General features: G+C 40.9%; 20 protein-coding genes, 21 tRNA genes and 1 rRNA gene. 33 read left to right on the top strand and 9 right to left on the bottom strand.

Annotation, left to right across the window (positions count from 1 at the left end; translation table 11 throughout):
* Window positions 1–262, top strand: a 262-nt coding sequence (locus MLE14_RS19735; protein WP_243298557.1) for a transposase, incomplete at its 5' end; no start/stop codon positions are given.
* Between the two features lie 115 nt (window positions 263–377).
* The gene (locus tag MLE14_RS19730) at window positions 378–1004 is read left to right on the top strand and encodes a LysE family transporter (RefSeq protein WP_243300145.1); all 627 of its coding nucleotides are present in this window, start codon (window positions 378–380) and stop codon (window positions 1002–1004) included.
* Between the two features lie 283 nt (window positions 1005–1287).
* Here MLE14_RS19730 and MLE14_RS19725 read toward each other — a convergent pair whose 3' ends face one another.
* Both MLE14_RS19725 and MLE14_RS19720 read right to left on the bottom strand, forming a co-directional pair.
* Complete coding sequence (locus tag MLE14_RS19725) at window positions 1288–3216, bottom strand: electron transport protein (RefSeq protein ID WP_390629266.1); 1929 nt, start codon at window positions 3214–3216, stop codon at window positions 1288–1290.
* 88 nt (window positions 3217–3304) lie between these two features.
* On the bottom strand, window positions 3305–3988 hold the full coding sequence (locus MLE14_RS19720) for an MgtC/SapB family protein (protein ID WP_390629268.1): 684 nt from the start codon (window positions 3986–3988) through the stop codon (window positions 3305–3307).
* Between the two features lie 128 nt (window positions 3989–4116).
* On the opposite strand from MLE14_RS19720, the gene MLE14_RS19715 reads away from it, so the two are divergent.
* From MLE14_RS19715 to MLE14_RS19600, 24 genes are all read left to right on the top strand, one after another.
* Entirely contained in the window at window positions 4117–5052 is a 936-nt protein-coding gene (locus tag MLE14_RS19715) for a DMT family transporter (protein ID WP_390629264.1), read from the top strand.
* Window positions 5024–5557, top strand: coding sequence for a GNAT family N-acetyltransferase (locus MLE14_RS19710; RefSeq protein ID WP_243300141.1), 534 nt, complete (start codon window positions 5024–5026; stop codon window positions 5555–5557). Before MLE14_RS19715 ends, MLE14_RS19710 begins: the two co-directional genes overlap by 29 nt.
* A gap of 243 nt (window positions 5558–5800) precedes the next feature.
* Window positions 5801–5917 (top strand): 5S ribosomal RNA (gene rrf / locus MLE14_RS19705).
* A gap of 3 nt (window positions 5918–5920) precedes the next feature.
* Window positions 5921–5996, top strand: a tRNA-Val gene (locus MLE14_RS19700).
* 72 nt (window positions 5997–6068) lie between these two features.
* Window positions 6069–6144 (top strand) — tRNA-Thr (locus MLE14_RS19695).
* A 154-nt stretch (window positions 6145–6298) separates the two neighbouring features.
* Window positions 6299–6374, top strand: a tRNA-Lys gene (locus MLE14_RS19690).
* 10 nt (window positions 6375–6384) lie between these two features.
* A tRNA-Leu gene (locus MLE14_RS19685) sits at window positions 6385–6467 on the top strand.
* A 3-nt stretch (window positions 6468–6470) separates the two neighbouring features.
* A tRNA-Gly gene (locus MLE14_RS19680) sits at window positions 6471–6545 on the top strand.
* Window positions 6546–6552: 7 nt separating this feature from the next.
* Window positions 6553–6641, top strand: a tRNA-Leu gene (locus MLE14_RS19675).
* A 9-nt stretch (window positions 6642–6650) separates the two neighbouring features.
* Window positions 6651–6727, top strand: a tRNA-Arg gene (locus tag MLE14_RS19670).
* Window positions 6728–6759: 32 nt separating this feature from the next.
* A tRNA-Pro gene (locus tag MLE14_RS19665) sits at window positions 6760–6836 on the top strand.
* A gap of 16 nt (window positions 6837–6852) precedes the next feature.
* A tRNA-Ala gene (locus MLE14_RS19660) sits at window positions 6853–6928 on the top strand.
* A gap of 36 nt (window positions 6929–6964) precedes the next feature.
* A tRNA-Met gene (locus MLE14_RS19655) sits at window positions 6965–7041 on the top strand.
* 3 nt (window positions 7042–7044) lie between these two features.
* A tRNA-Ile gene (locus MLE14_RS19650) sits at window positions 7045–7121 on the top strand.
* 7 nt (window positions 7122–7128) lie between these two features.
* Window positions 7129–7221 (top strand) — tRNA-Ser (locus MLE14_RS19645).
* A 150-nt stretch (window positions 7222–7371) separates the two neighbouring features.
* Window positions 7372–7448: transfer RNA gene (locus MLE14_RS19640), tRNA-Met, on the top strand.
* Between the two features lie 31 nt (window positions 7449–7479).
* Window positions 7480–7556 (top strand) — tRNA-Asp (locus MLE14_RS19635).
* Window positions 7557–7715: 159 nt separating this feature from the next.
* Window positions 7716–7791: transfer RNA gene (locus MLE14_RS19630), tRNA-Phe, on the top strand.
* Window positions 7792–7801: 10 nt separating this feature from the next.
* Window positions 7802–7877, top strand: a tRNA-His gene (locus MLE14_RS19625).
* Window positions 7878–7888: 11 nt separating this feature from the next.
* Window positions 7889–7962, top strand: a tRNA-Gly gene (locus tag MLE14_RS19620).
* Window positions 7963–7966: 4 nt separating this feature from the next.
* Window positions 7967–8043: transfer RNA gene (locus tag MLE14_RS19615), tRNA-Ile, on the top strand.
* Window positions 8044–8095: 52 nt separating this feature from the next.
* Window positions 8096–8170: transfer RNA gene (locus MLE14_RS19610), tRNA-Asn, on the top strand.
* A 4-nt stretch (window positions 8171–8174) separates the two neighbouring features.
* A tRNA-Ser gene (locus tag MLE14_RS19605) sits at window positions 8175–8265 on the top strand.
* A 6-nt stretch (window positions 8266–8271) separates the two neighbouring features.
* Window positions 8272–8343, top strand: a tRNA-Glu gene (locus MLE14_RS19600).
* 580 nt (window positions 8344–8923) lie between these two features.
* Here MLE14_RS19600 and MLE14_RS19595 read toward each other — a convergent pair.
* The 4 genes from MLE14_RS19595 to MLE14_RS19580 form a co-directional block, all read right to left on the bottom strand.
* Window positions 8924–9733 (bottom strand): DUF2935 domain-containing protein, encoded by an 810-nt coding sequence (locus MLE14_RS19595; RefSeq protein WP_243300140.1) that lies wholly within the window; start codon window positions 9731–9733, stop codon window positions 8924–8926.
* 112 nt (window positions 9734–9845) lie between these two features.
* Complete coding sequence (locus MLE14_RS19590) at window positions 9846–10019, bottom strand: hypothetical protein (RefSeq protein WP_243300139.1); 174 nt, start codon at window positions 10017–10019, stop codon at window positions 9846–9848.
* A gap of 6 nt (window positions 10020–10025) precedes the next feature.
* Entirely contained in the window at window positions 10026–10229 is a 204-nt protein-coding gene (locus tag MLE14_RS19585; RefSeq protein WP_243300138.1) for a YozQ family protein, read from the bottom strand.
* A gap of 136 nt (window positions 10230–10365) precedes the next feature.
* Window positions 10366–11295 carry a 1,4-dihydroxy-2-naphthoate polyprenyltransferase gene (locus MLE14_RS19580; protein WP_243300137.1) on the bottom strand — a complete coding sequence of 310 codons (930 nt, stop codon included), beginning with the start codon at window positions 11293–11295 and terminating at the stop codon, window positions 10366–10368.
* A 297-nt stretch (window positions 11296–11592) separates the two neighbouring features.
* On the opposite strand from MLE14_RS19580, the gene MLE14_RS19575 reads away from it, so the two are divergent.
* From MLE14_RS19575 to MLE14_RS19555, 5 genes are all read left to right on the top strand, one after another.
* The gene (locus tag MLE14_RS19575) at window positions 11593–13002 is read left to right on the top strand and encodes an isochorismate synthase (protein WP_243300136.1); all 1410 of its coding nucleotides are present in this window, start codon (window positions 11593–11595) and stop codon (window positions 13000–13002) included.
* Window positions 12999–14726 carry a 2-succinyl-5-enolpyruvyl-6-hydroxy-3-cyclohexene-1-carboxylic-acid synthase gene (gene menD / locus MLE14_RS19570; protein WP_243300135.1) on the top strand — a complete coding sequence of 576 codons (1728 nt, stop codon included), beginning with the start codon at window positions 12999–13001 and terminating at the stop codon, window positions 14724–14726. Before MLE14_RS19575 ends, menD begins: the two co-directional genes overlap by 4 nt.
* A complete protein-coding gene (menH, locus tag MLE14_RS19565) occupies window positions 14719–15543 on the top strand; it encodes a 2-succinyl-6-hydroxy-2,4-cyclohexadiene-1-carboxylate synthase (RefSeq protein WP_243300134.1) in 825 nt (274 codons plus the stop codon). Before menD ends, menH begins: the two co-directional genes overlap by 8 nt.
* 16 nt (window positions 15544–15559) lie before the next feature.
* A complete protein-coding gene (gene menB / locus MLE14_RS19560) occupies window positions 15560–16378 on the top strand; it encodes a 1,4-dihydroxy-2-naphthoyl-CoA synthase (RefSeq protein ID WP_243300133.1) in 819 nt (272 codons plus the stop codon).
* A 117-nt stretch (window positions 16379–16495) separates the two neighbouring features.
* Window positions 16496–17965 carry an o-succinylbenzoate--CoA ligase gene (locus MLE14_RS19555; RefSeq protein WP_243300132.1) on the top strand — a complete coding sequence of 490 codons (1470 nt, stop codon included), beginning with the start codon at window positions 16496–16498 and terminating at the stop codon, window positions 17963–17965.
* Window positions 17966–17997: 32 nt separating this feature from the next.
* On the opposite strand, the gene MLE14_RS19550 is transcribed toward MLE14_RS19555, so the two are convergent.
* Together MLE14_RS19550 and yidD are read right to left on the bottom strand one after the other, a co-directional pair.
* Window positions 17998–18156, bottom strand: a complete 159-nt coding sequence (locus tag MLE14_RS19550; RefSeq protein WP_243300131.1) for a DUF1540 domain-containing protein — start codon at window positions 18154–18156, stop codon at window positions 17998–18000.
* 101 nt (window positions 18157–18257) lie between these two features.
* Window positions 18258–18497, bottom strand: a complete 240-nt coding sequence (gene yidD, locus MLE14_RS19545; RefSeq protein WP_243300130.1) for a membrane protein insertion efficiency factor YidD — start codon at window positions 18495–18497, stop codon at window positions 18258–18260.
* Window positions 18498–18645: 148 nt separating this feature from the next.
* Here yidD and MLE14_RS19540 point away from each other — a divergent pair, with 148 nt between their 5' ends.
* Complete coding sequence (locus tag MLE14_RS19540) at window positions 18646–19119, top strand: S-ribosylhomocysteine lyase (protein ID WP_243300129.1); 474 nt, start codon at window positions 18646–18648, stop codon at window positions 19117–19119.
* A gap of 60 nt (window positions 19120–19179) precedes the next feature.
* Here the strand turns inward: MLE14_RS19540 and ytzI are convergent, their stop codons facing one another.
* The gene (gene ytzI, locus MLE14_RS19535; protein ID WP_243300128.1) at window positions 19180–19350 is read right to left on the bottom strand and encodes a YtzI protein; all 171 of its coding nucleotides are present in this window, start codon (window positions 19348–19350) and stop codon (window positions 19180–19182) included.
* Between the two features lie 110 nt (window positions 19351–19460).
* On the opposite strand from ytzI, the gene MLE14_RS19530 reads away from it, so the two are divergent.
* Window positions 19461–19901: a Dps family protein gene (locus MLE14_RS19530; protein ID WP_243300127.1), complete on the top strand. Its 441-nt coding sequence runs from the start codon at window positions 19461–19463 to the stop codon at window positions 19899–19901.
* Window positions 19902–20059: the final 158 nt, after the last annotated feature.

The following is a 20059-nucleotide window of genomic DNA, read 5'->3' as shown; positions in this document are numbered from 1 at the left end:
ACAAGAACTAAAGGATTTTTATCAACTGGTTGAGGCTTCTGAAATTCCAGAAATGAAAAAGGCCATTCAAACCATTCAAAACTGGCAAACCGAAATTCTTAATAGTTTTGCATATAACTTTTCCAATGGTTTTTTGGAAGGGATCAATAACTCAACCAAAGTATTAAAACGAAACGCATTTGGCTTTAGAAGCTTTAAACGCTTTAGAGCCAAAATATTACTTTCACATCAATATAAAGGAATTGGGGTTCACATTGGTTAAGGGTGACGACAATTAGTCATCACCCCAACATTTGACGGAGAACCCCATTTTTTTAGTCGTACAAGCATTGCCTCGTGAATAGAATAGTAATGCATTGCAGATGGGGGGATGTTTTTTGAATACACTTTTTAGCTACTTGCTTTTAGGATTATCTTTAGCAGCTCCAATTGGTCCGATAAATTCCGCCCAGTTAGATCGTGGCATAAAGTATGGTTTCTTCCATTCTTGGCTAATAGGTTTAGGAGCGATGATGGCGGATACTTTATATATGATTCTTGTCTATTTAGGAGTCGTCCATTTTCTTGACACCCCTTTTATGCAAACATTTCTGTGGTCATTTGGATTTTTTGTACTTGTTTATACAGGAGTAGAGACGTTAGTAAGCAGCAATCCAAGCGAAGCAGGTAGTGCAAGAAAAAAAGAACCCGTTTATAAATCTTTTCTAGCGGGTTTTCTTTTATCCATCTCTAATCCTTTAACCATTTTGTTTTGGCTTGGTATTTACGGATCCGTATTGGCTAAGACCGCAGCCTCATATGATGTGAGTCAGCTTTGGATCTATAGCAGTGTTATTTTGATAGGTGTGATGCTATGGGATTTTACGATGGCTTGCATTTCCAGCAGCTTCAGGAGATTCTTAAATATGAAGATGTTGAGCTTAGTCTCTAAATTATCGGGTCTATCATTAATCGGTTTTGGTTTTTATTTTGGTTATCAAGCCTTTTTGGTCCTTACGAGTTAAAGGTTACATAAAGTCTGTTTTCGCATACTTTGTTGTTTTTTTATGAAGGCAAATGTGTCCGTTTCATTGCGCTCCAGACACTTGCTTTTCGTTGGGAGCAAGTGGAGCCTCCTCGGCTTTGCCTGCGGTGTCTCAGGCCTTACTTTTCTACCCGCGGGAGTCGAGTGTCATCCGCTCCATTCCGCTACAGTAAAAAATATTTATTCGGGTAGCAACAATCTTAGCGAAAACCGCTACATAAAAAAGCCTTCCGATCATTGGAAGGCTTTTTAATTTAAATAATTTATTTTAAAGAAAGCAAAAATTCAATTAAAGCATTTTGCTGTTCTGGTGTAAATCCGGTTGATGCGTCTACCCAAAATGGATGTCCGATTCCCTGTATGTGAACCTGCTGTAAATCTTTGATGGTGCGGTTGGCTTCTAAGACTTTTTGTCTCAGGTCTTGATCTACTAATGCCTTTAGGCTGTTATAGGGGTCTGGCTGAATTCCTTTTAAGAGAGTGCCAGGCACTCCCAACTCGCTGCCGATATTTTTTCCGACAGCAATACCTCCATCATGTAAATAAGGAGCAGTCCAATAAAGACCAATTAAGCTCGGGGTTTTATAGCCTCCTGGTGAATCCCCGTGAGCATAGGCTAATTTTATTTGCTCAGGATCGATGTGATTAACAGGTACCTTTAAAACTATAGGATTTTCAGGGAGAGGGACATTCTGCTCAAACTGATAAACGTAAGATTCTCCAAATATTTTTTCAGTATTCTGCAATGCTTTAGCTCTCGAAGGTTCTGTTTTTATTTCATTAACCGATACTACTCGATTGTTAGTATAGGAATTTCCTGCATGACAGGAGATACATCCAGCCTGTTCAAAAACTGTCCTGCCTAATGCTAATGTGTCTGATGAAGGAATTTTCCTTGTTGGACGAGGCGGTATTATTGTATTTTGCCACGCAGCAATTCCATTGATTTGTTCCCAAATTTTAAAACCGGGAGAGCTGACAAAAAGGCCATCCGGCGCAACTATTGAAACCTTTGGATAAACTGGGGACGGGACTAATTCGTTAATGCCAGACGAATCTGGGGTAGGGTCAACAGAAGCAAAAAATTCAGAAGGCTTCATTCCAGACCCGGGACTAAATCTAAATGTTGGATTTGCCGCATTTTGCAGGATCGTTCCTATATACACCTCTTTATCAATCCCAAATAGAGGCTTGCTTATTTCCGCTTGTGAAAGTGCATCAGCATTTTGAGCATGTACATTATTACTAAAGGAACTCAGTCCCTTAAAAGGGCCAGCCATTGCAAACCCGCTCCATCCGTATGGGTGATCTCCCAATGTAAAGGAATCAGGAATTTGGGCAGGATTTGCTTTCAAATCAATAGTTGAATCAAAGTTACCTGGTGGCCATTTTACCAGAATATTGTCAACCGCCTTCTCCAATAAAATTGGATCAGGCAGAGCTTCTTCTGTTCCGTTTGTAGTCGTGACCGTACTTTTTAAATTGTTCATAAATTCATTTAAATTGCTTAATTGCGCATGAGTAAAATAAGCGGTTGAATTGGTAGCCAAAGCCAAGATCAAACCGGCGTTTAAATCTGCATTGGGAGCGCCTTCAATTACCATCTTGGTTTCGCGGTCTACCGTGGCATGGCAAGCGGCACAACTGACCCCGACTCTTACTCTTCCATCTGAAAATGTAACTGGCATGCCAAGAGGAGTATAGGTGCCTTTAACAACATCAATCCCGGTATCAATTAGATCACCTTTTCGGTATTGTTTATCTCCAATCTTAATATCATCAGCCAGTTCAACCCGTAAATTTGTTGTTCCCTCTCCATTTAATTTCATAATTGCTTGCATAATATTTGGGATTGTAAAAGGACCGTCCACAATGCCCATAATATCTGTCAAAAAAATTTCATTCCCGAATGTCTCCTGATAAAAAGCATCACGTCCTAAAGAAAGTAATGATTCATCAATCGTGATGCCCCAATCGTCAGCATTTGCCTGAACGATTCCCTGATTGTTTAATGGTTCGCCAAGGCTTGTGTGATACATATCTGTCTTTATATCCACTGCTGATTCATTTAGGATTTTTTTCTCTGGAGGAATATAAGCGTACTCTGGTTCAACTTTATAAATAATGACATACCCAATAATAGCAATGCCAACAAATAACAGGGCTGCTTTCCAAATTTTCAAATGACTCACCTGCCCAATTCTATTTATAGAATTAGGTTGTCTAAAAGAGAAAAGGAGTATGTAAATAAAAATGAAGCTCCAATCGCTGGAACTTCGTCTAAATACTTTCTACTTCTACACTTGTCACACTATCTAAATTAACGGCCATTTCGTATACTTCAGCAGTCTGCTGGCGGTAATCAACTGACAATCGGAGCTGAATCAAATGCTGATGGTCGGGGAGATCTTTGATACGAACACTGTCAATGTTCATTCCTAAAGCTTCAATTTTCTCCATCACATCATGAATCGCACTCTGCCTTACGACAATAACCTTTAAAAGGATCTCTTTTTCCCGTAATTGCTTTGGTCCAATCAGTCCTAATAAAAATGGGACTAATTCGACACTTATCAGTATAAAGATTACCCCGGCAATTGCGGCGAAATAGAAGCCTGCTCCAACTGTAATCCCAATTCCGGCTGCCCCCCAAATCATGGCAGCAGTGGTCAAACCAAGAATGCTGTCATTATTCCTTCTTAAAATGACCCCGGCGCCTAAAAATCCGATTCCAGACACAATTTGAGCGGCTAAACGAAGCGGGTCCATTGTGACATTGACGTCTGGTCTGGCAGGAACCATATAAGTCGTTTCAATTGAAATAATCGTTAATAAACAGCTGACAATCGAAATCACTAAGCTTGTTTTTAATCCGACTGGCTTTCGCTTCAATTCTCTCTCTAATCCAATCGCTAATCCAAGCACTGCTGAAACACCGAGCTTTATAACTATGTCTAATCTCATCCAATCTTCGAGCCATTCCATTCGAATCAACCTAACTTTCTGTCTCTGTAGTAGAAATTAATAATAGTTCCAACCTTTCTACATCCATTGTACAATGGCATTATGCATTATCTTATCATAAATTGGAGATGACTTTGTTGAGTACTGCTAAGATTAACCCTTATGTCGTGATTTTAATTGGTGTAATTTCAGTATCAACCTCCGCTATTTTTGTAAAATTAGCAGAGGCACCGTCTGGAGTTACCGCTTTTTACAGGCTGCTTTTTTCTGTTCTTCTTATGCTCCCTGTATTTCTTTTAAAATATGTAGGAGAGGTGAAGCATATAACCAGGAAAGATTGGCTATTTTCCTCTATTTCTGGTGTGTTTCTTGCATTTCACTTCATCCTGTGGTTTGAATCCCTGAACTATACATCTGTAGCAAGTTCCACAGTTCTAGTTACGCTACAGCCGCTATTTGCATTTATCGGCGGAGCCCTCTTTTTTAAGGAACGAATTACGGCAGCTATGATAGCAAGCGGAATCATAGCGATTACAGGGAGTGTATTAATTAGTTGGGGAGATTTTCGGATAAGCGGGATTGCTCTTTGGGGGGACTTTCTCGCCTTAATAGCATGTGCTCTGATTACATTTTATTTGTTCTTTGGTCAATCCGTAAGAAAACGCGTCTCACTCATGACCTATACTTTTATTGTTTATAGTGTCAGTACCATTACTTTATTCTTTTATATATTAATTAAACAAGAGCCTCTGGCACCCTATTCATCACTGCAATGGATGTACTTCTTATTGCTTGCAATCGTGCCAAATCTATTAGGACATACTCTTTTTAACTGGTCAATCAAATTCGTAAGTACATCCATTATTTCAATTGCAATTTTATTTGAACCTGTAGGAGCTACGATTCTTGCGTACTATATTCTGGGCGAGGCAGTTGTATTAACGCAAATTCTTGGCGGATCAATTGTTATTATTGGTATTACAACGTTTTTATTAAATGAAAGAAAGAAACGCAAAAGCAAAAGGGGAGAGAAGCATGGAAATCAGAGTGGCGCAAGCGCGTGATATCGAAGCTATTGCGTCTGTACATATTCAGTGCTGGAGGGAAACGTATAAGGGAATTGTACTGGATGATGAGTTAGATGGATTAAATATGCCGCAAAAAATCACACAGTGGACGCATATTTATAAACAGCAAAATGAGCAGGGCATAGGGCAGATTTTGGTCGCATTAGTGGAAGGAAAAATAGTCGGGTTTGCTCACTTCACTAAAGAAAGAACAGAAAAATATGATATAGACGGAGAATTAACCACCATTTACATTTTAAGAGATTATCATCGGAAAGGAATTGGAACTGCGCTTTTAAGGAAAGGTCTGGACTATCTTGAGAGTCAGCGATTTAAAAGCATGCTCGTCTGGGTTTTGGATGAAAATCCATTTAAGCTATTTTACGAAAGCTTTCAACCAGTAGGGGTAGATCGACAGACATTACATATTGGAAATAAAGTACATGAAGAAATCGCCTATTCATGGAGAAATTTATCTGTATTAAAAGAACTTATAGGATGATAATAATGGTCTGGCCTTCATTTTTTAGAAGGTCAGGCATGTTTTTATTTTCGAAAAAATTGAATGGTTTTTTAATAAAAGATTATATTGCAATAGAGTTATATTCATGTTATATTAAATTTCGCTGCTTTTGATAAAGCAAAGAAACATGCAAGCAGACTTCTTTTAAAAAATTAAAAAAAGCTCTTGCAAAATAATATAAAGACAGTATAATAATACTTGTCTCATTAATAGAAATAACAGTGTGGTAACAATGGCGAGAAGGTCACACCCGTTCCCATCCCGAACACGGAAGTTAAGCTTCTCAGCGCCGATGGTAGTTGGGGGCTCTCCCCCTGCGAGAGTAGGACGTTGCCATACAATGGAGGATTAGCTCAGCTGGGAGAGCACCTGCCTTACAAGCAGGGGGTCGGCGGTTCGATCCCGTCATCCTCCACCATTTTAGTTAAAAATTATCTTGACATTTATTCGAAAAAGCATTATAATAAAATCTTGTTGCGATTTAATTTATGCCGGTGTAGCTCAATCGGTAGAGCAACTGACTTGTAATCAGTAGGTTGGGGGTTCAAGTCCTCTCGCCGGCACCATTTTTCAGTTCTAAGTTTTATTAAGTTGAAAGCGATCATGTTCCTCACGAGAAAACAGGTAAAGTTCAGATCGATTTCTACTTGCTTGGGCACTCTGAGAGATGGTTCTCGTGTTAGATAGATCGTCATCTAGCATGCAGCAACAATCTAAAACGAGCCATTAGCTCAGTCGGTAGAGCATCTGACTTTTAATCAGAGGGTCGCAGGTTCGAGTCCTGCATGGCTCACCAATATTGTTACGCGGGTGTGGCGGAATTGGCAGACGCGCTAGACTTAGGATCTAGTGTCTTTATGACGTGGGGGTTCAAGTCCCTTCACCCGCATATGCGGAAGTAGTTCAGTGGTAGAACACCACCTTGCCAAGGTGGGGGTCGCGGGTTCGAATCCCGTCTTCCGCTCCATTTTTTTGCCGGGGTGGCGGAATCGGCAGACGCACAGGACTTAAAATCCTGGGAAGGGTGACCTTCGTGGGGGTTCAAGTCCCCCCCTCGGCACCAAATACTTAAGCGCCCGTAGCTCAATTGGATAGAGCGTCTGACTACGGATCAGAAGGTTATGGGTTCGACTCCTGTCGGGCGCGCCATTAAGATTTCGTTATTGAAACATTTTCAATGACGGGGAGTAGCTCAGCTTGGTAGAGCACTTGGTTTGGGACCAAGGGGTCGCAGGTTCGAATCCTGTCTTCCCGACCATGTTCATAAGTGAAATGGGGCCTTAGCTCAGCTGGGAGAGCGCCTGCTTTGCACGCAGGAGGTCAGCGGTTCGATCCCGCTAGGCTCCACCAATTTTATAGGGTAAAATAATTTGGTATAACATAGACGGCGGCGTAGCTCAGCTGGCTAGAGCGTACGGTTCATACCCGTGAGGTCGGGGGTTCGATCCCCTCCGCCGCTACCAAATGGACCTTTAGCTCAGTTGGTTAGAGCAGACGGCTCATAACCGTCCGGTCGTAGGTTCGAGTCCTACAAGGTCCACCATTTATACGGAGGAATACCCAAGTCTGGCTGAAGGGATCGGTCTTGAAAACCGACAGGCGGGTCAAACCGCGCGGGGGTTCGAATCCCTCTTCCTCCGCCATTTTATTATCGCGGGGTGGAGCAACGAGCGACACTTCACGAATATACTACGAGTTGTCTCGACGCATCAAGTTCCTTGAATAGGCTAGTAGAGGAAGAGACAGTCAATATGATCGTAGTTCATGTACAAAATTAAATCACTTTCTATTACCGCGGGGTGGAGCAGTCCGGTAGCTCGTCGGGCTCATAACCCGAAGGTCGCAGGTTCAAATCCTGCCCCCGCAACCAAAATTTTGCTCTTTTACTATTTTTAATAAATGGTCCGGTAGTTCAGTCGGTTAGAATGCCTGCCTGTCACGCAGGAGGTCGCGGGTTCGAGTCCCGTCCGGACCGCCATTTACAACTATGATGTGGCTCAGTAGCTCAGTCGGTAGAGCACGATCGAATAGCTTCGAAGCTATGCTACAGCACACAAGTCGAGCTGCTACTTGCAACAGCTTTCTGAGACTTGGGTGAAGGACTACCGCATAACATCTTAGAAAATATGATTTTATTGGCTCAGTAGCTCAGTCGGTAGAGCAAAGGACTGAAAATCCTTGTGTCGGCGGTTCGATTCCGTCCTGAGCCACCATTGATTGATGGCGGCTGTGGCGAAGTGGTTAACGCATCGGATTGTGGTTCCGACATTCGTGGGTTCGATTCCCATCAGCCGCCCCATAGATTTACATGCGGGTGTAGTTTAATGGTAAAACCACAGCCTTCCAAGCTGTTGTCGTGGGTTCGATTCCCATCACCCGCTCCAAATTGGGCCTATAGCTCAGCTGGTTAGAGCGCACGCCTGATAAGCGTGAGGTCGATGGTTCAAGTCCATTTAGGCCCACCATTTTTTACTCAATTCCATAAATATGATTATTTATTTAGCTACAGTATTTTATTCCGCAGTAGCTCAGTGGTAGAGCATTCGGCTGTTAACCGAACGGTCGTAGGTTCGAATCCTACCTGCGGAGCCAATTTGGAGAAGTACTCAAGTGGCTGAAGAGGCGCCCCTGCTAAGGGTGTAGGTCGGGTAACCGGCGCGAGGGTTCAAATCCCTCCTTCTCCGCCAGATAATGGCCCGTTGGTCAAGTGGTTAAGACACCGCCCTTTCACGGCGGTAACACGGGTTCGAATCCCGTACGGGTCATAGTGTAAAAAAGCTGCTCAAAATGAGCAGCTTTTTTTGTTTTTGCTGAGAGAGCTGGTCCTTCATATGGTTTCTAAAGGACTGTTCTTTTCCTCGAATATGGGTTTGGTCCATGGCAAGTTTTCTAAAGGACGTTTTTCCTCGAGTAGCAATTTTGGTCCTTGATATCTTTTTCAAAAGACTTTTATTTTGCTCAAATAGTGGTTGAGGCCTATTAATAGCTGATCAGTAATTGAATATTGTCCTGTATACTACTAATAAAGGACATTTGATCTACTTAAAACTGTAATTCTGTCCATCATCCCACTAATGACGGACATTTCATTTACTCAAATCGTAAATTCAGTCCATCATCCCACTAATGACGGACATTTCATTTACGCAAATCGCAAATTCAGTCCATCATCCCACTTATGACGGACATTTCATTTACGCAAATCGCAAATTCAGTCCATCATCCCACTTATGACGGACATTAGGTTTACGCAAATCGCAAATTCTGTGCTTCAGAACTCCAAAAAAAGGGTACTTCACCCCTAAATCATGGACCCTTGACAAATCCAACCGACTCTCCACGCCATCACATCTCATCCCGTGACCTAGGCGCGGTAGGATCACAATCGGGCTTTTCATCCCCAGCTGACTCGGCCAGTTTCATTAAGTAATAACATTCTTCCCTGGCCATATGATCAGCCATCAGTCCGGCAAAGGTTCCTAGCATACGTTCAGTTAGCTCCAGCTCTTCAATTTCGTGCAAGAATAATTTAAATAATTCAATCTCTAATCTTACATCCTGATTCATCCGTTCTAGAGCTGGGAAGGATTCAATGTTTGCTCGAAGGTAACCTGTTAATTCCACGGCTTTTAAATAAAATTGTTCAAAATGCTTGGTATACTGATCACTTTTTTCTTTTAGGCGCTTTTCCACTGCATCAAGACTGTCAGATATAGCTCCTGCGTGCCCCGCAGCATCCAATAACCAGAGTAAATGGTGATGCAGCTCATGAAAGATAGGGGGAGCTTCTCCCTTCTTTAAGTAACTGATGATGAGCAAGTATTCCTCTAATTCGTTAACCATATGATTGATAAATGTAGGGGTGAGATGGATTCTGATTTTTCCTGTTACATGACGGCGAATAATGGAAAGCTTATAATCACGGAATTCCAATGTTAGATTTTCAGCCTCTTCTGTTAAAGCTTCTAGTGACGGGTAGGCTTCATGCTGAACCATCGTTAATAATCGATCATATTCGTTTTTAAAATGAGTAGCTACATCAATATCTTCTTGTTGCTTGGCAGGCAGAGAATCCAAAATAAACCGTGCATGATCTCCTAATACCTGCAGCCAAAATAGATGTTCAAAAATGGCACTTTGCTCAAATGATTTCAATTGTTTTCCCTCCTTTCGTCATGCTTCCCTTTCCAATGTATTCAAGGTACAAGTTTGCTATGAAATTGTTGCATATAAAAAGAAGGTATCCTTGACAGGACACCTTCTTGCGCTAGTCTTTATTGGGCTCGATGGTTCCGACTGATTCAGTTTCGCCCTTTTTATTCATAGAAAATTCATTGGAATTATGCATTTCCTGATTTTGTTCACCGCCTAGGTAGGCAGGTCTATGTTTCGATTGAATCCCTCTAAATTTATCAAAATCTTGATTAACGATAATCCTCACTCCTTCTTATTTATTCTTTTTTCTTTGATCCTGGAGGTTTATGTCTTCTCCAGCAACGTTCTCCATCTTTCCGTCTATGGTTCCTTCTGTATAGTCATCAGTTGCCTGTTCGTGTGTCATGGCTAATCCAGCACTTGTTTCATCTTTTTTATCATAGTCTTGGACATCAAAGATTTTTCCAGCTATTTCTTTTCCGTAGTCTTTATTCATCCCTCTAGACTGCACCTCTCTTTATGAAATAGGGTCTAGCATAGTATTTGAATTAGAAGGGTAAATATACTGTTCCTAACTTAAAAAAGAGGCAGCTTAAGGGATACTGCTCCCAATAAGCTGCCTCAGTTTCTTTTTATACAAAGAAAGATACTGTTAATCCGATTGTTAATAAAAAGCCAAAAATCGTGTTTGTTTGAGCTGTTGCTTTCATTGCCGGCATCATTTCAATCGGTTTGGTTTTTCCTTTAAAGCCGATAACCGCCTGGTAAGCCTTTGGAATGCTTAAAAATACGAGCAAAAGCCAAAATGAAAATTCACTGGTGAACGCAAGTCCTACAACCCACAGATATGAAACTGTAAACATAGTGGCAAGTAAGGTAACGGCTTTTTTTCTGCCCAACAAAATCGCCACTGTTTTACGTCCATTTTCTTTATCCCCATCCAAATCACGAATGTTGTTGGAAAGCATAATAGCGCCAACTAGAATAGAAATTGGAATAGAAATTAAAATACTTTCTGTCGTCACTGTTCCTGCTTGAATATAAAAGGACAGTAAAATAATAATAAGACCCATAAATAAACCGGATATAACCTCTCCAAAAGGAGTATAAGCAATCGGCAGCGGCCCACCGGTGTAGAGATAGGCGACCAGCATGCAAATGAGACCGATTACTGCAAGCCACCAGCTGCTTTCCATACAAATATACACACCGATTAGTGTAGCGATGCCAAAAAAGCTTAATGCGAGTCCAAGCACGGTTTCAGGCTTTACTCCGTCTCGTACAATTGCTCCGCCGATCCCGACAGATTCTTCGTTATCTAAGCCGCGTTTATAATCGTAATATTCATTAAACATGTTGGTGGCGGCTTGAATCAAGAGACTTGCGATGAGCATGGAAAGAAATAATAAAATATTGATTTGTCCTTCATGCAATGCTAGAGCTGTACCAATCGTTACGGGTACAAATCCTGCAGTTAATGTGTGAGGCCTCATTAACTGCCACCATACTTTAAACCCCTTGTTAGCTTGCACAGCAGAGGGTGCTTCCATTTTTGTTTCCATATAGTAACTCCTTCTATGATAAATGATTCATTAAGACATACTCCTACAGATTAAGTGTAGGAAATGCGACACATCCTGTCAACAATCGAAATATGGCAGGTGCCCCAAGGAGAATGGTCCATAAATGACGGAAACATGACAATTTGTAAAAAGTATTTTAAAATAAATTAGTCGGGCTTTTAACAAGCTTTCTTGGATGACAAGTAATGATGCCGTCATAAGTAAAAGAATGGACATCATATTATTGGTCTCATTTGTACTGATTTGTATAGATTCCACTATATAGGGGGACTAAAAATGGCTGTAGCACAACCAGCTTTATTTGCAGCTAAGGCTCTTGAAGCAATCCAAATGGCTAAACAAAAAAATGAGCCTTTTTTTGTGTCAGAAATTCTAAAACTAGATCATATATATCCGTTTCATTTTTACCGTGCGGGACAAGCTTTGTATCAGAGCGAGCGTTTTTTCTGGAAAAATGCCGATGACACGCTACAACTTGTTGGGGTTGGGAGTGCTTTTTCGATTCATTCCCATGCCGATCATGGCCGGTTTGCACATGTGGAAGAGGAATGGACTAAGTTTAAGGGGCGCGTGGTTTCTGATAATAAAGGAAAAATTGAAGGGACAGGACCAGTCCTTTTAGGAGGATTCTCGTTTGACCCCAAAAAAAGAGATGCAGGGATCTGGTCGGCATTCCCTAATGCACAATTCTTTGTACCTAAATTTCTTTTGACGATTCATAATCAAAAACATGTATATTTATCTGTAACTTTTCCTTGCAAACCTAATGATGAGGAATCAATTGTTAACGGTATTAATCAAGAATTAGATTTCATTTTGTCTCATGCAAGAAAATCTTTTAAACGGACAAAACCAGTACTGGTTTCCAAAGAAGAAATTGCTCCTGAACAATGGAAGGAGACTGTTGCCAGCGCCATTCAAACTTTGAAAAATAAGGTGCTTGAAAAGGTTGTTTTAGCAAGAAAGCTAGTACTAACGTTTGAGCAACCGCTAGATGTAACATCGGTCTTACAAACATTAGACCAGGAACAAAAAGATAGCTTTGTCTTTTCGTTTGATTGGGAGGACGCCAGTTTTGTCGGTGCTACACCCGAACGATTAGTTAGGAAGAGGGGAGATGTAGCCCAGTCCACTTGTTTGGCTGGTTCTATTGGGGTCGGCCAGACCGAAGAAGAAACAGCTAAACTAGCTGAGTGGTTGCTGCAAGATAAAAAAAATTCGGTTGAACATAATTATGTGGTTCAGCAAATTACGAAAACCTTTGAAAATTTATGTTTAGAGGTTGACGTAGATGAAAAACCTAAAGTGTTAAAAATGCGGGATATTCAGCATTTATATACTGGAGTAAGAGGAAAGGTCTTACACCATGTTTCACTTTTAGATTTTGTTGAAAGCTTACACCCTACACCAGCTTTAGGCGGGACTCCGCGCAATAAGGCACTGCAATTAATTCGTGACTTAGAGGTCATGGATCGGGGCTTTTACGCTGCACCGATAGGATGGTGTGATTTTGAAGACAATGGGGAGTTTGTTGTCGGTCTGCGCTCGGCATTAGTACAAGGAGATAAAGCTACATTGTTTGCTGGCTGTGGAGTTGTAGAAAGCTCTGTCCCTGAAAAAGAATATGAAGAGACAGCGATAAAATTCAAGCCCATGCTATCAGCACTCGGAGGAATGGAAAATTGAGTTGGAAAACAATTTTAACGGTATATGTAAAAACAATCGTTGAAAGCTTACACGAAGCCGGTGTTAGAGATGCAGTCATTAGTCCTGGCTCCCGTTCGACTCCGCTGGCTTATTTGCTTGCAGAGCATCCTGACATTCAGACACACGTGGTGATCGATGAAAGGTCTGCAGCTTTTTTTGCGATGGGGATGGCTAAAAAATCAAGCCATCCTGTTGTTTTGTTATGTACGTCAGGCACTGCGACAGCCAATTATTACCCAGCCATTGTTGAGGCTAAATATGGGAGGGTTCCTTTAATTGTCTTAACAGCTGACAGACCCCATGAATTAAGAGAGGTCGGGGCGCCACAGGCAATTGACCAGACGAATTTATACGGAAAACACGTAAAATGGTTCATTGATCTGCCACAGCCAACTAATCAGTCAAATACGATTTCTTATTTGCGGCAAACGTGTTACAAGGCCTTTGACTTAGCTCAGCAGTCCCCAAAAGGGCCAGTCCATCTAAATGTTCCGCTGCCTGAGCCATTAATTCCTGAATTGCCTGTAGAATTTTCATTAGATCAGCCAAGGAAAAGCAGTGAAATTGGCCGAACCTATCCGACCAGTTCAATGATTAGTGAGCTGACGAGTCTGCTAAACTCTGGCCAAAACGGTCTTATGATTGCAGGAGAGATGGGGGATAAACAAGCGGCAGACTGGTTGCTGGATCTTTCCGCAACCTATCAGATTCCGATATTAGCGGATCCGTTATCTCAGCTTAGAACCAATGGAGATTCTTCGGTTTCGACAATCATCGATAGTTATGATACTTTTCTGAGATTTGAAGAACTTCGCAAACAAGTCAAACCTGATTTTGTGATCCGATTTGGCTCTATGCCAGTTTCCAAGTCTTTAAGTCAATTTCTCCAAGGACTTGAAGACATAAGATTCATAGTGATTGACGAGGGCGGCCATCGGGATCCGATTTATAAAGCAACCGACTCATGGTTTGTCAATGAATCGCTATTAATCAAAGAAATATTACAGAATCGTCCGGCCCCACAGGAGCATAGCAAATGGGCTGAAAAATGGATCAAGCTCAATCAGCAAACAAGAATGTTAATTGAACAAAAGAGTCCCTTGCTGCAGTGGAATGAGGGAAAAGCTGTTCATAAAATTCTTAACTACCTCCCGGACGACTCTCTTTTATATGTAGGAAATAGCATGCCAATTCGGGATGTAGATACATTCCTGTCAAAGCAGTCGAAGCGAATTAATGTCTTAGCAAACAGGGGTACAAATGGTATTGATGGAGTCGTCTCCTCAGCGCTGGGAGCAAGTACAAAGCATACGTCTAATTATCTGCTTATCGGAGATCTGTCTTTTTACCATGACCTGAACGGTTTGCTGATTAGTCAAATGGAAGAGATTGATATTACTATTTTTGTTTTAAATAATAATGGCGGAGGAATTTTCTCTTTTCTGCCACAAGCAAATGAACCCTATCATTTTGAAAAATTATTTGGGACCCCAGCTAACCTGACATTTGAACATGCAGTCAAAATGTACAAGGGTTTTTATACAAAGGTTCGTAATGAAGCAGAATTAGAGGAAGCCCTATTAAGCCTTAATTCTAAACATGGGCTAAAAGTAGTAGAAATTCTTACGAATCGCGAGGAAAATGTCGTTATTCATCGAGAATTGTGGAATTTTGTTTCCCGGGAAATGAACGGCCATGTATGAAGAATCCATTTATGTAAAGATTCGGGGAGTTCAGTATCATCTCAAGATTTCAGGGAGCGGTGCCCCCCTTTGGCTATTGCATGGGTTTACAGGTTCATCCAAAACCTGGGACGAGCTTGCTTCCTTGTTAAGCCCGTACCGCACCATTGTGGCGATTGATTTACTGGGACATGGAAAAACTGAATCCCCTTCTTCAGCTGATAGATATACGATGAATGAACAGGTCGAGGATCTCAATCAAATAAGAAAACAGCTTTCTTTTGATTCGATAGAACTATTGGGTTATTCAATGGGCGGACGAGTGGCTCTATCTTACACTATTTTAAAAAAGCCTTATGTAAAAAAATTAATCCTTGAGAGCAGTTCACCTGGTTTAATAAGCGAAGCAGAGCGGATTGAACGGCAGGAGAATGATTTTAGCTTGGCATTAAAAATTAAAAATGAAGGGCTTCAGTCTTTTGTGGATTATTGGGCAAACATCCCTTTGTTTGCAACCCAGAAATTACTGCCGGACTCGGTACAGGAAAAAATTAGACACGAACGGTTATTGCAGAATCCAATTGGACTTGCTAACAGTCTGATTGGATTAGGAACTGGCAGTCAGCCTTCCTGGTGGAATCGGCTTCATGAGATTGACATTCCGATTTTATTTATCACGGGGCAAAAAGATCAAAAATTTTTAAAGATAGCGGAACAGATGAAAAAACGGATACCGCATGCAAGTCATATCAATGTTTTCAATGCTGGACATGCAATCCATGTGGAACTCCCGCAAAATTTTGGTAAAATAGTAAAAGAGTTCGTACTACATACATAAAGAGGAGGTTTTCGTAATGGCTATAGAATGGAAATCAGAGCGTCAATATGAGGACATTTTATATGAGACGTACAATGGTATTGCCAAGATTACGATCAATCGGCCAGAGGTGCGCAATGCTTTTCGTCCAAAAACAGTAATGGAAATGATTGATGCCTTTGCCTATGCCAGAGATGATGCAAATATTGGAGTAATTATTTTAACAGGTGCCGGTGACAAAGCATTCTGTTCCGGCGGTGACCAAAAAGTAAGAGGTCATGGCGGATATGTGGGAGAAGATGAAATTCCGCGCCTGAATGTGTTAGATCTTCAAAGATTAATCCGTGTAATCCCTAAGCCTGTTATTGCAATGGTGGCTGGATATGCGATTGGCGGTGGTCATGTCCTTCATGTTGTCTGTGACTTAACCATTGCAGCGGATAATGCTATTTTTGGACAAACTGGACCAAAAGTCGGAAGCTTTGATGCTGGATATGGTTCAGGCTATTTAGCAAGAATTGTTGGCCATAAAAAAGCAAGAGAAATTTGGTATCTATGCCGTCAATATAATGCACAGGAAGCTTTAGAAATGGGCCTTGTAAACAAGGTTGTTCCTCTTGAGCAATTAGAGGAAGAAACTGTACAGTGGTGCAATGAAATTCTTGAAAAAAGTCCTACTGCCATCCGCTTCTTAAAAGCTGCGTTTAATGCGGATACAGATGGACTGGCTGGTCTTCAGCAGTTCGCAGGAGATGCGACTTTGCTTTATTACACGACCGATGAAGCAAAAGAAGGCCGTGATGCCTTTAAAGAAAAAAGAAAACCAGACTTTGGCCAGTTCCCTCGTTTCCCTTAATAAAGATGGTTCAGGAAAGCTTAGCGATTTAGTCGCTGAGCTTTTCTAGGTTATAGGAACTTCTTCGAAAAAGTTGATTGAAAACTGCTGGGACAATACGTGTAAGAAGGTGAAATCATGTCTAGTACGGTAATGCCGATTTGGGTAACACAGCGGGCAAAATTAACACCCGAGAGAAACGGACTAATCTTCAAAGGGACTTCCTATACCTTTCAAGACATTTATGAAGAAGCTAAAAAGTGGGCAAACCTTCTGTATCAAAAGGGGATCCGGAACGGTGATCATGTTGGAATCTGGATGAACAATAATGCAAAGACGGTTTTTATCATTCATGCATTACAGCTAATAGGGGCTAAAACCATTTTATTAAATCGAAAGCTTCACAAGGAAGAGCTATTTTGGCAATTAGATAATTCGAGGACCACTTGTCTGATTCATGACGGGGATCGTGCAGCCATAGATGGATTCTCTATTTGCGAAATCCAGGTTAACGAGCATGAGCCGACGTTTATTGATATTCCAGACGATTCCTTCTTACAGGATGAGTGCTCTATGGATGATGTCTGCTCCGTTATGTATACGTCCGGGACAACAGGCAAACCAAAGGGAGTTCTGCAAACATACGGAAATCACTGGTGGAGTGCAACAGGTTCTGCACTTAACCTTGGACTGAATCATGATGATGCCTGGCTAGCAGCCGTTCCGTTATTTCATATAAGCGGCTATTCAATTTTAATGAGAAGTGTGATTTATGGTATTCCTGTTATCCTTTATGAACGATTTGATGAAGCCGCTATCAATCAGGAACTAATTAATGGTAACGCAACCATTATATCAGTTGTAACAGCTATGCTGCGCAGATTGCTGGATAATTTGGATAACAGCACATATTCCCCAAAGTTTCGCTGTATGCTGCTCGGAGGCGGACCAGCTCCTTTTCCGATTTTAAAGGAATGTGAGGAGAAAAATATTCCTGTCTTTCAGACCTATGGGATGACAGAGACTTCTTCACAAATTGTGACACTGGCACCTGAATATGCTTTAACAAAGCTCGGTTCCGCAGGAAAGCCTTTGTTCCCTTGTCAGGTAAAAATTGATCTGACTGCTGAGGAGTCAGATCAATTTGGATCAGGTGAAATATTAGTAAAAGGTCCGAATGTTACAAGCGGTTACTTTGAACGTCCCGATGCGAATGAACAAGCCTTTCAGAATGGCTGGTTTAGAACGGGTGACATCGGCTACCTGGATCCGGATGGGTTTTTGTATGTGCTCGATCGGCGTTCTGATTTGATCATCTCTGGGGGAGAAAATATTTATCCGGCAGAGATTGAATCTGTATTGTTATCACACCCAAGTGTCCGTGAGGCAGGGGTTGTTGGAAAAGACGATCCGACCTGGGGACAGGTTCCCGTTGCATTCGTTGTGCTCTCACAGCAGGTAAATGAGGCTGCAATAATCAGCTGGCTAAAGGAAAAAATCGCATCATATAAAGTTCCTAAGCAAATTATTGCAGTTGATTATTTACCACGAAATGCATCGAATAAGCTGCTAAGGAAAGAGTTAAGGAATTGGCTGCATATGAAATAAAGGGGTCAGACCGATGTCTGACCCATTATTTTTTATAATTCAGCAGGTTTAAATGTTTTACAATCTGTTTCACGGCTATTGTGTGCACGGTCTCCTCTTTGCGCTACAACATAAATTTCTTCAGCACCGCAAAGATTGCCATGTTCCCAAAAAACACAGTTGTTTACTTCGCATTTTACGTCTTTGGCCAATGTGTACACCCCTTTCTAGCTGTACACATTTATTTTTCTCGAGATCATTCTTTTCATACTGCATAAATAAAAGGGAAACTTCCGTTATTTGCTAAATAAATTCAGCTCTTTTTGCGAAAGCCGTTCCATTTTTCCGGGACTGGATCATTTCCGCCAGGGTGAAAGGGATGGCATTTCAGGATCCGGACTATGGTTAAATACGCCCCTTTGATAAAGCCAAATCGCTTGATGGCCTCTAACCCATAATGAGAACATGTTGGATAAAACCGGCAGGAGGGGGGTTTTAAGGGAGAAATAAATTTTTGATAAAAACGAATAATACCTAGAGCTATATATTTCAATTGATCACCTTTTTGTTTTTTTACTATTATGATAATGGTAATAAGAAAAAAGGAAGAATGCAATTTATCGTTTATATAAAACTAAGTAGATGAAAAAAATCGGAATTTGCGTTAGAATAGACTGAGGAAAAACTAAGGAGGGTTTACGATGCCATCTGTTGAAAGCTTTGAACTTGATCATAATGCTGTTAAAGCTCCATACGTGCGTCACTGCGGTGTACACAAGGTAGGCAGTGATGGAGTTGTGAATAAATTTGATATTCGTTTTTGCCAGCCAAATAAACAAGCGATGAAACCAGATGCGATCCATACTTTAGAGCATCTGTTAGCGTTCAATATTAGAAAGCATGCTGAGAAATACGACCATTTTGACATTATTGATATCTCTCCAATGGGATGCCAAACTGGTTTTTATTTAGTTGTCAGCGGTTCTCCTTCAGTTGAGGAAATCATTGATTTATTGGAAGAAACGATGAAAGATGTGGCAACGATTGAGGATATTCCTGCTGCTAACGAAAAGCAATGCGGGCAAGCAAAACTCCATGACCTTGAAGGTGCAAAGAGACTTATTAATTTCTGGCTCTCTAAATCGAAAGAAGAATTAAAACAAGTATTTGCATAAAAAATAAAAGGGCAGAGGCTGAAACCGATAGGGTTTTCGCCTTTTTCCTTTTAAAATAATTTATTCACTTTTCTTATCTTCATTTTCATTCATATCCTGATTTTGCAAATAGGGATTATTTTCAATCGAATCAACCGTGTGTTTATATTGATACGCTTTCGAGGTAGTTAAGACTGTAAGCAGCAGGACAACAATGACGATTATGACAGAAATAATAAGAACCGTATACAAAGGTGTTCCCTCCCTCTTTTCTATAGTACAGGAATCCAGGCTTTTTTTCATCAAAAAAATAAGTTTGTCTCTTTAAGAAAAGGGTACTATAAACCTAGGAGGGTGATGGTATGTCTGAACATTTAATTCAAACTGTCAACAGACAAATTGCAAACTGGACCGTGCTATATGTGAAACTTCATAATTACCACTGGTTTGTTAAAGGACCTCAATTCTTTACCTTGCATGAATTGTATGAACAACTTTACAATGAAGCCCATACTTATATTGACGATTTAGCAGAACGACTGCTGGCGCTTGATGGTAAACCCGTTGCCACAATGAAGGAAGCATTGGAAATTTCAACAATCAAAGAAGCAACAGGAACGGAAACGGCTGAGGAGATGGTACGAACCACTCAAGAAGATTTTGAGACTTTAATTGATGAATTTAAAGACGGAATGATTATTGCTGAGGAAGCCGGGGATGAGACAACGGCTGATATGCTTCTGTCTATTCATCAAAGCCTAGAAAAGCATGTATGGATGCTGAAGTCGTTCCTAGGTAAGTAAATAATGTAGAAAAAAACTCGCCAATTGGCGAGTTTCAGATTGAAGACAAAAGGCATTTGGGAATGTTTTTATTCCCAAATGCCTTTATGATTTTAAGAATTTTTTTCAGAATCCATCTTAGAAATGAGTGTGATTTGTCTATTATTCTTATTCTTTAT

The organism is Bacillus litorisediminis, assembly GCF_022808645.1.
Taxonomy (GTDB): Bacteria; Bacillota; Bacilli; order Bacillales; family JC228; genus Bacillus_BF; species Bacillus_BF litorisediminis.
This window is presented reverse-complemented; position numbering and strand designations above follow the sequence as displayed.

Excerpts from the sequence above, each read along its gene's own strand:
- MLE14_RS19720 (WP_390629268.1), bottom strand. The coding sequence starts at position 3,988 with ATGAGATTAGACATAGTTATAAAGCTCGGTGTTTCAGCAGTGCTTGGA.
- MLE14_RS19715 (WP_390629264.1), top strand. The coding sequence starts at position 4,117 with ATGACTTTGTTGAGTACTGCTAAGATTAACCCTTATGTCGTGATTTTA.
- MLE14_RS19710 (WP_243300141.1), top strand. The coding sequence starts at position 5,024 with ATGGAAATCAGAGTGGCGCAAGCGCGTGATATCGAAGCTATTGCGTCT.
- MLE14_RS19585 (WP_243300138.1), bottom strand. The coding sequence starts at position 10,229 with ATGAATAAAGACTACGGAAAAGAAATAGCTGGAAAAATCTTTGATGTC.
- MLE14_RS19580 (WP_243300137.1), bottom strand. The coding sequence starts at position 11,295 with ATGGAAACAAAAATGGAAGCACCCTCTGCTGTGCAAGCTAACAAGGGG.
- MLE14_RS19575 (WP_243300136.1), top strand. The coding sequence starts at position 11,593 with ATGGCTGTAGCACAACCAGCTTTATTTGCAGCTAAGGCTCTTGAAGCA.
- menH (WP_243300134.1), top strand. The coding sequence starts at position 14,719 with ATGTATGAAGAATCCATTTATGTAAAGATTCGGGGAGTTCAGTATCAT.
- menB (WP_243300133.1), top strand. The coding sequence starts at position 15,560 with ATGGCTATAGAATGGAAATCAGAGCGTCAATATGAGGACATTTTATAT.
- MLE14_RS19555 (WP_243300132.1), top strand. The coding sequence starts at position 16,496 with ATGTCTAGTACGGTAATGCCGATTTGGGTAACACAGCGGGCAAAATTA.
- MLE14_RS19540 (WP_243300129.1), top strand. The coding sequence starts at position 18,646 with ATGCCATCTGTTGAAAGCTTTGAACTTGATCATAATGCTGTTAAAGCT.
- MLE14_RS19530 (WP_243300127.1), top strand. The coding sequence starts at position 19,461 with ATGTCTGAACATTTAATTCAAACTGTCAACAGACAAATTGCAAACTGG.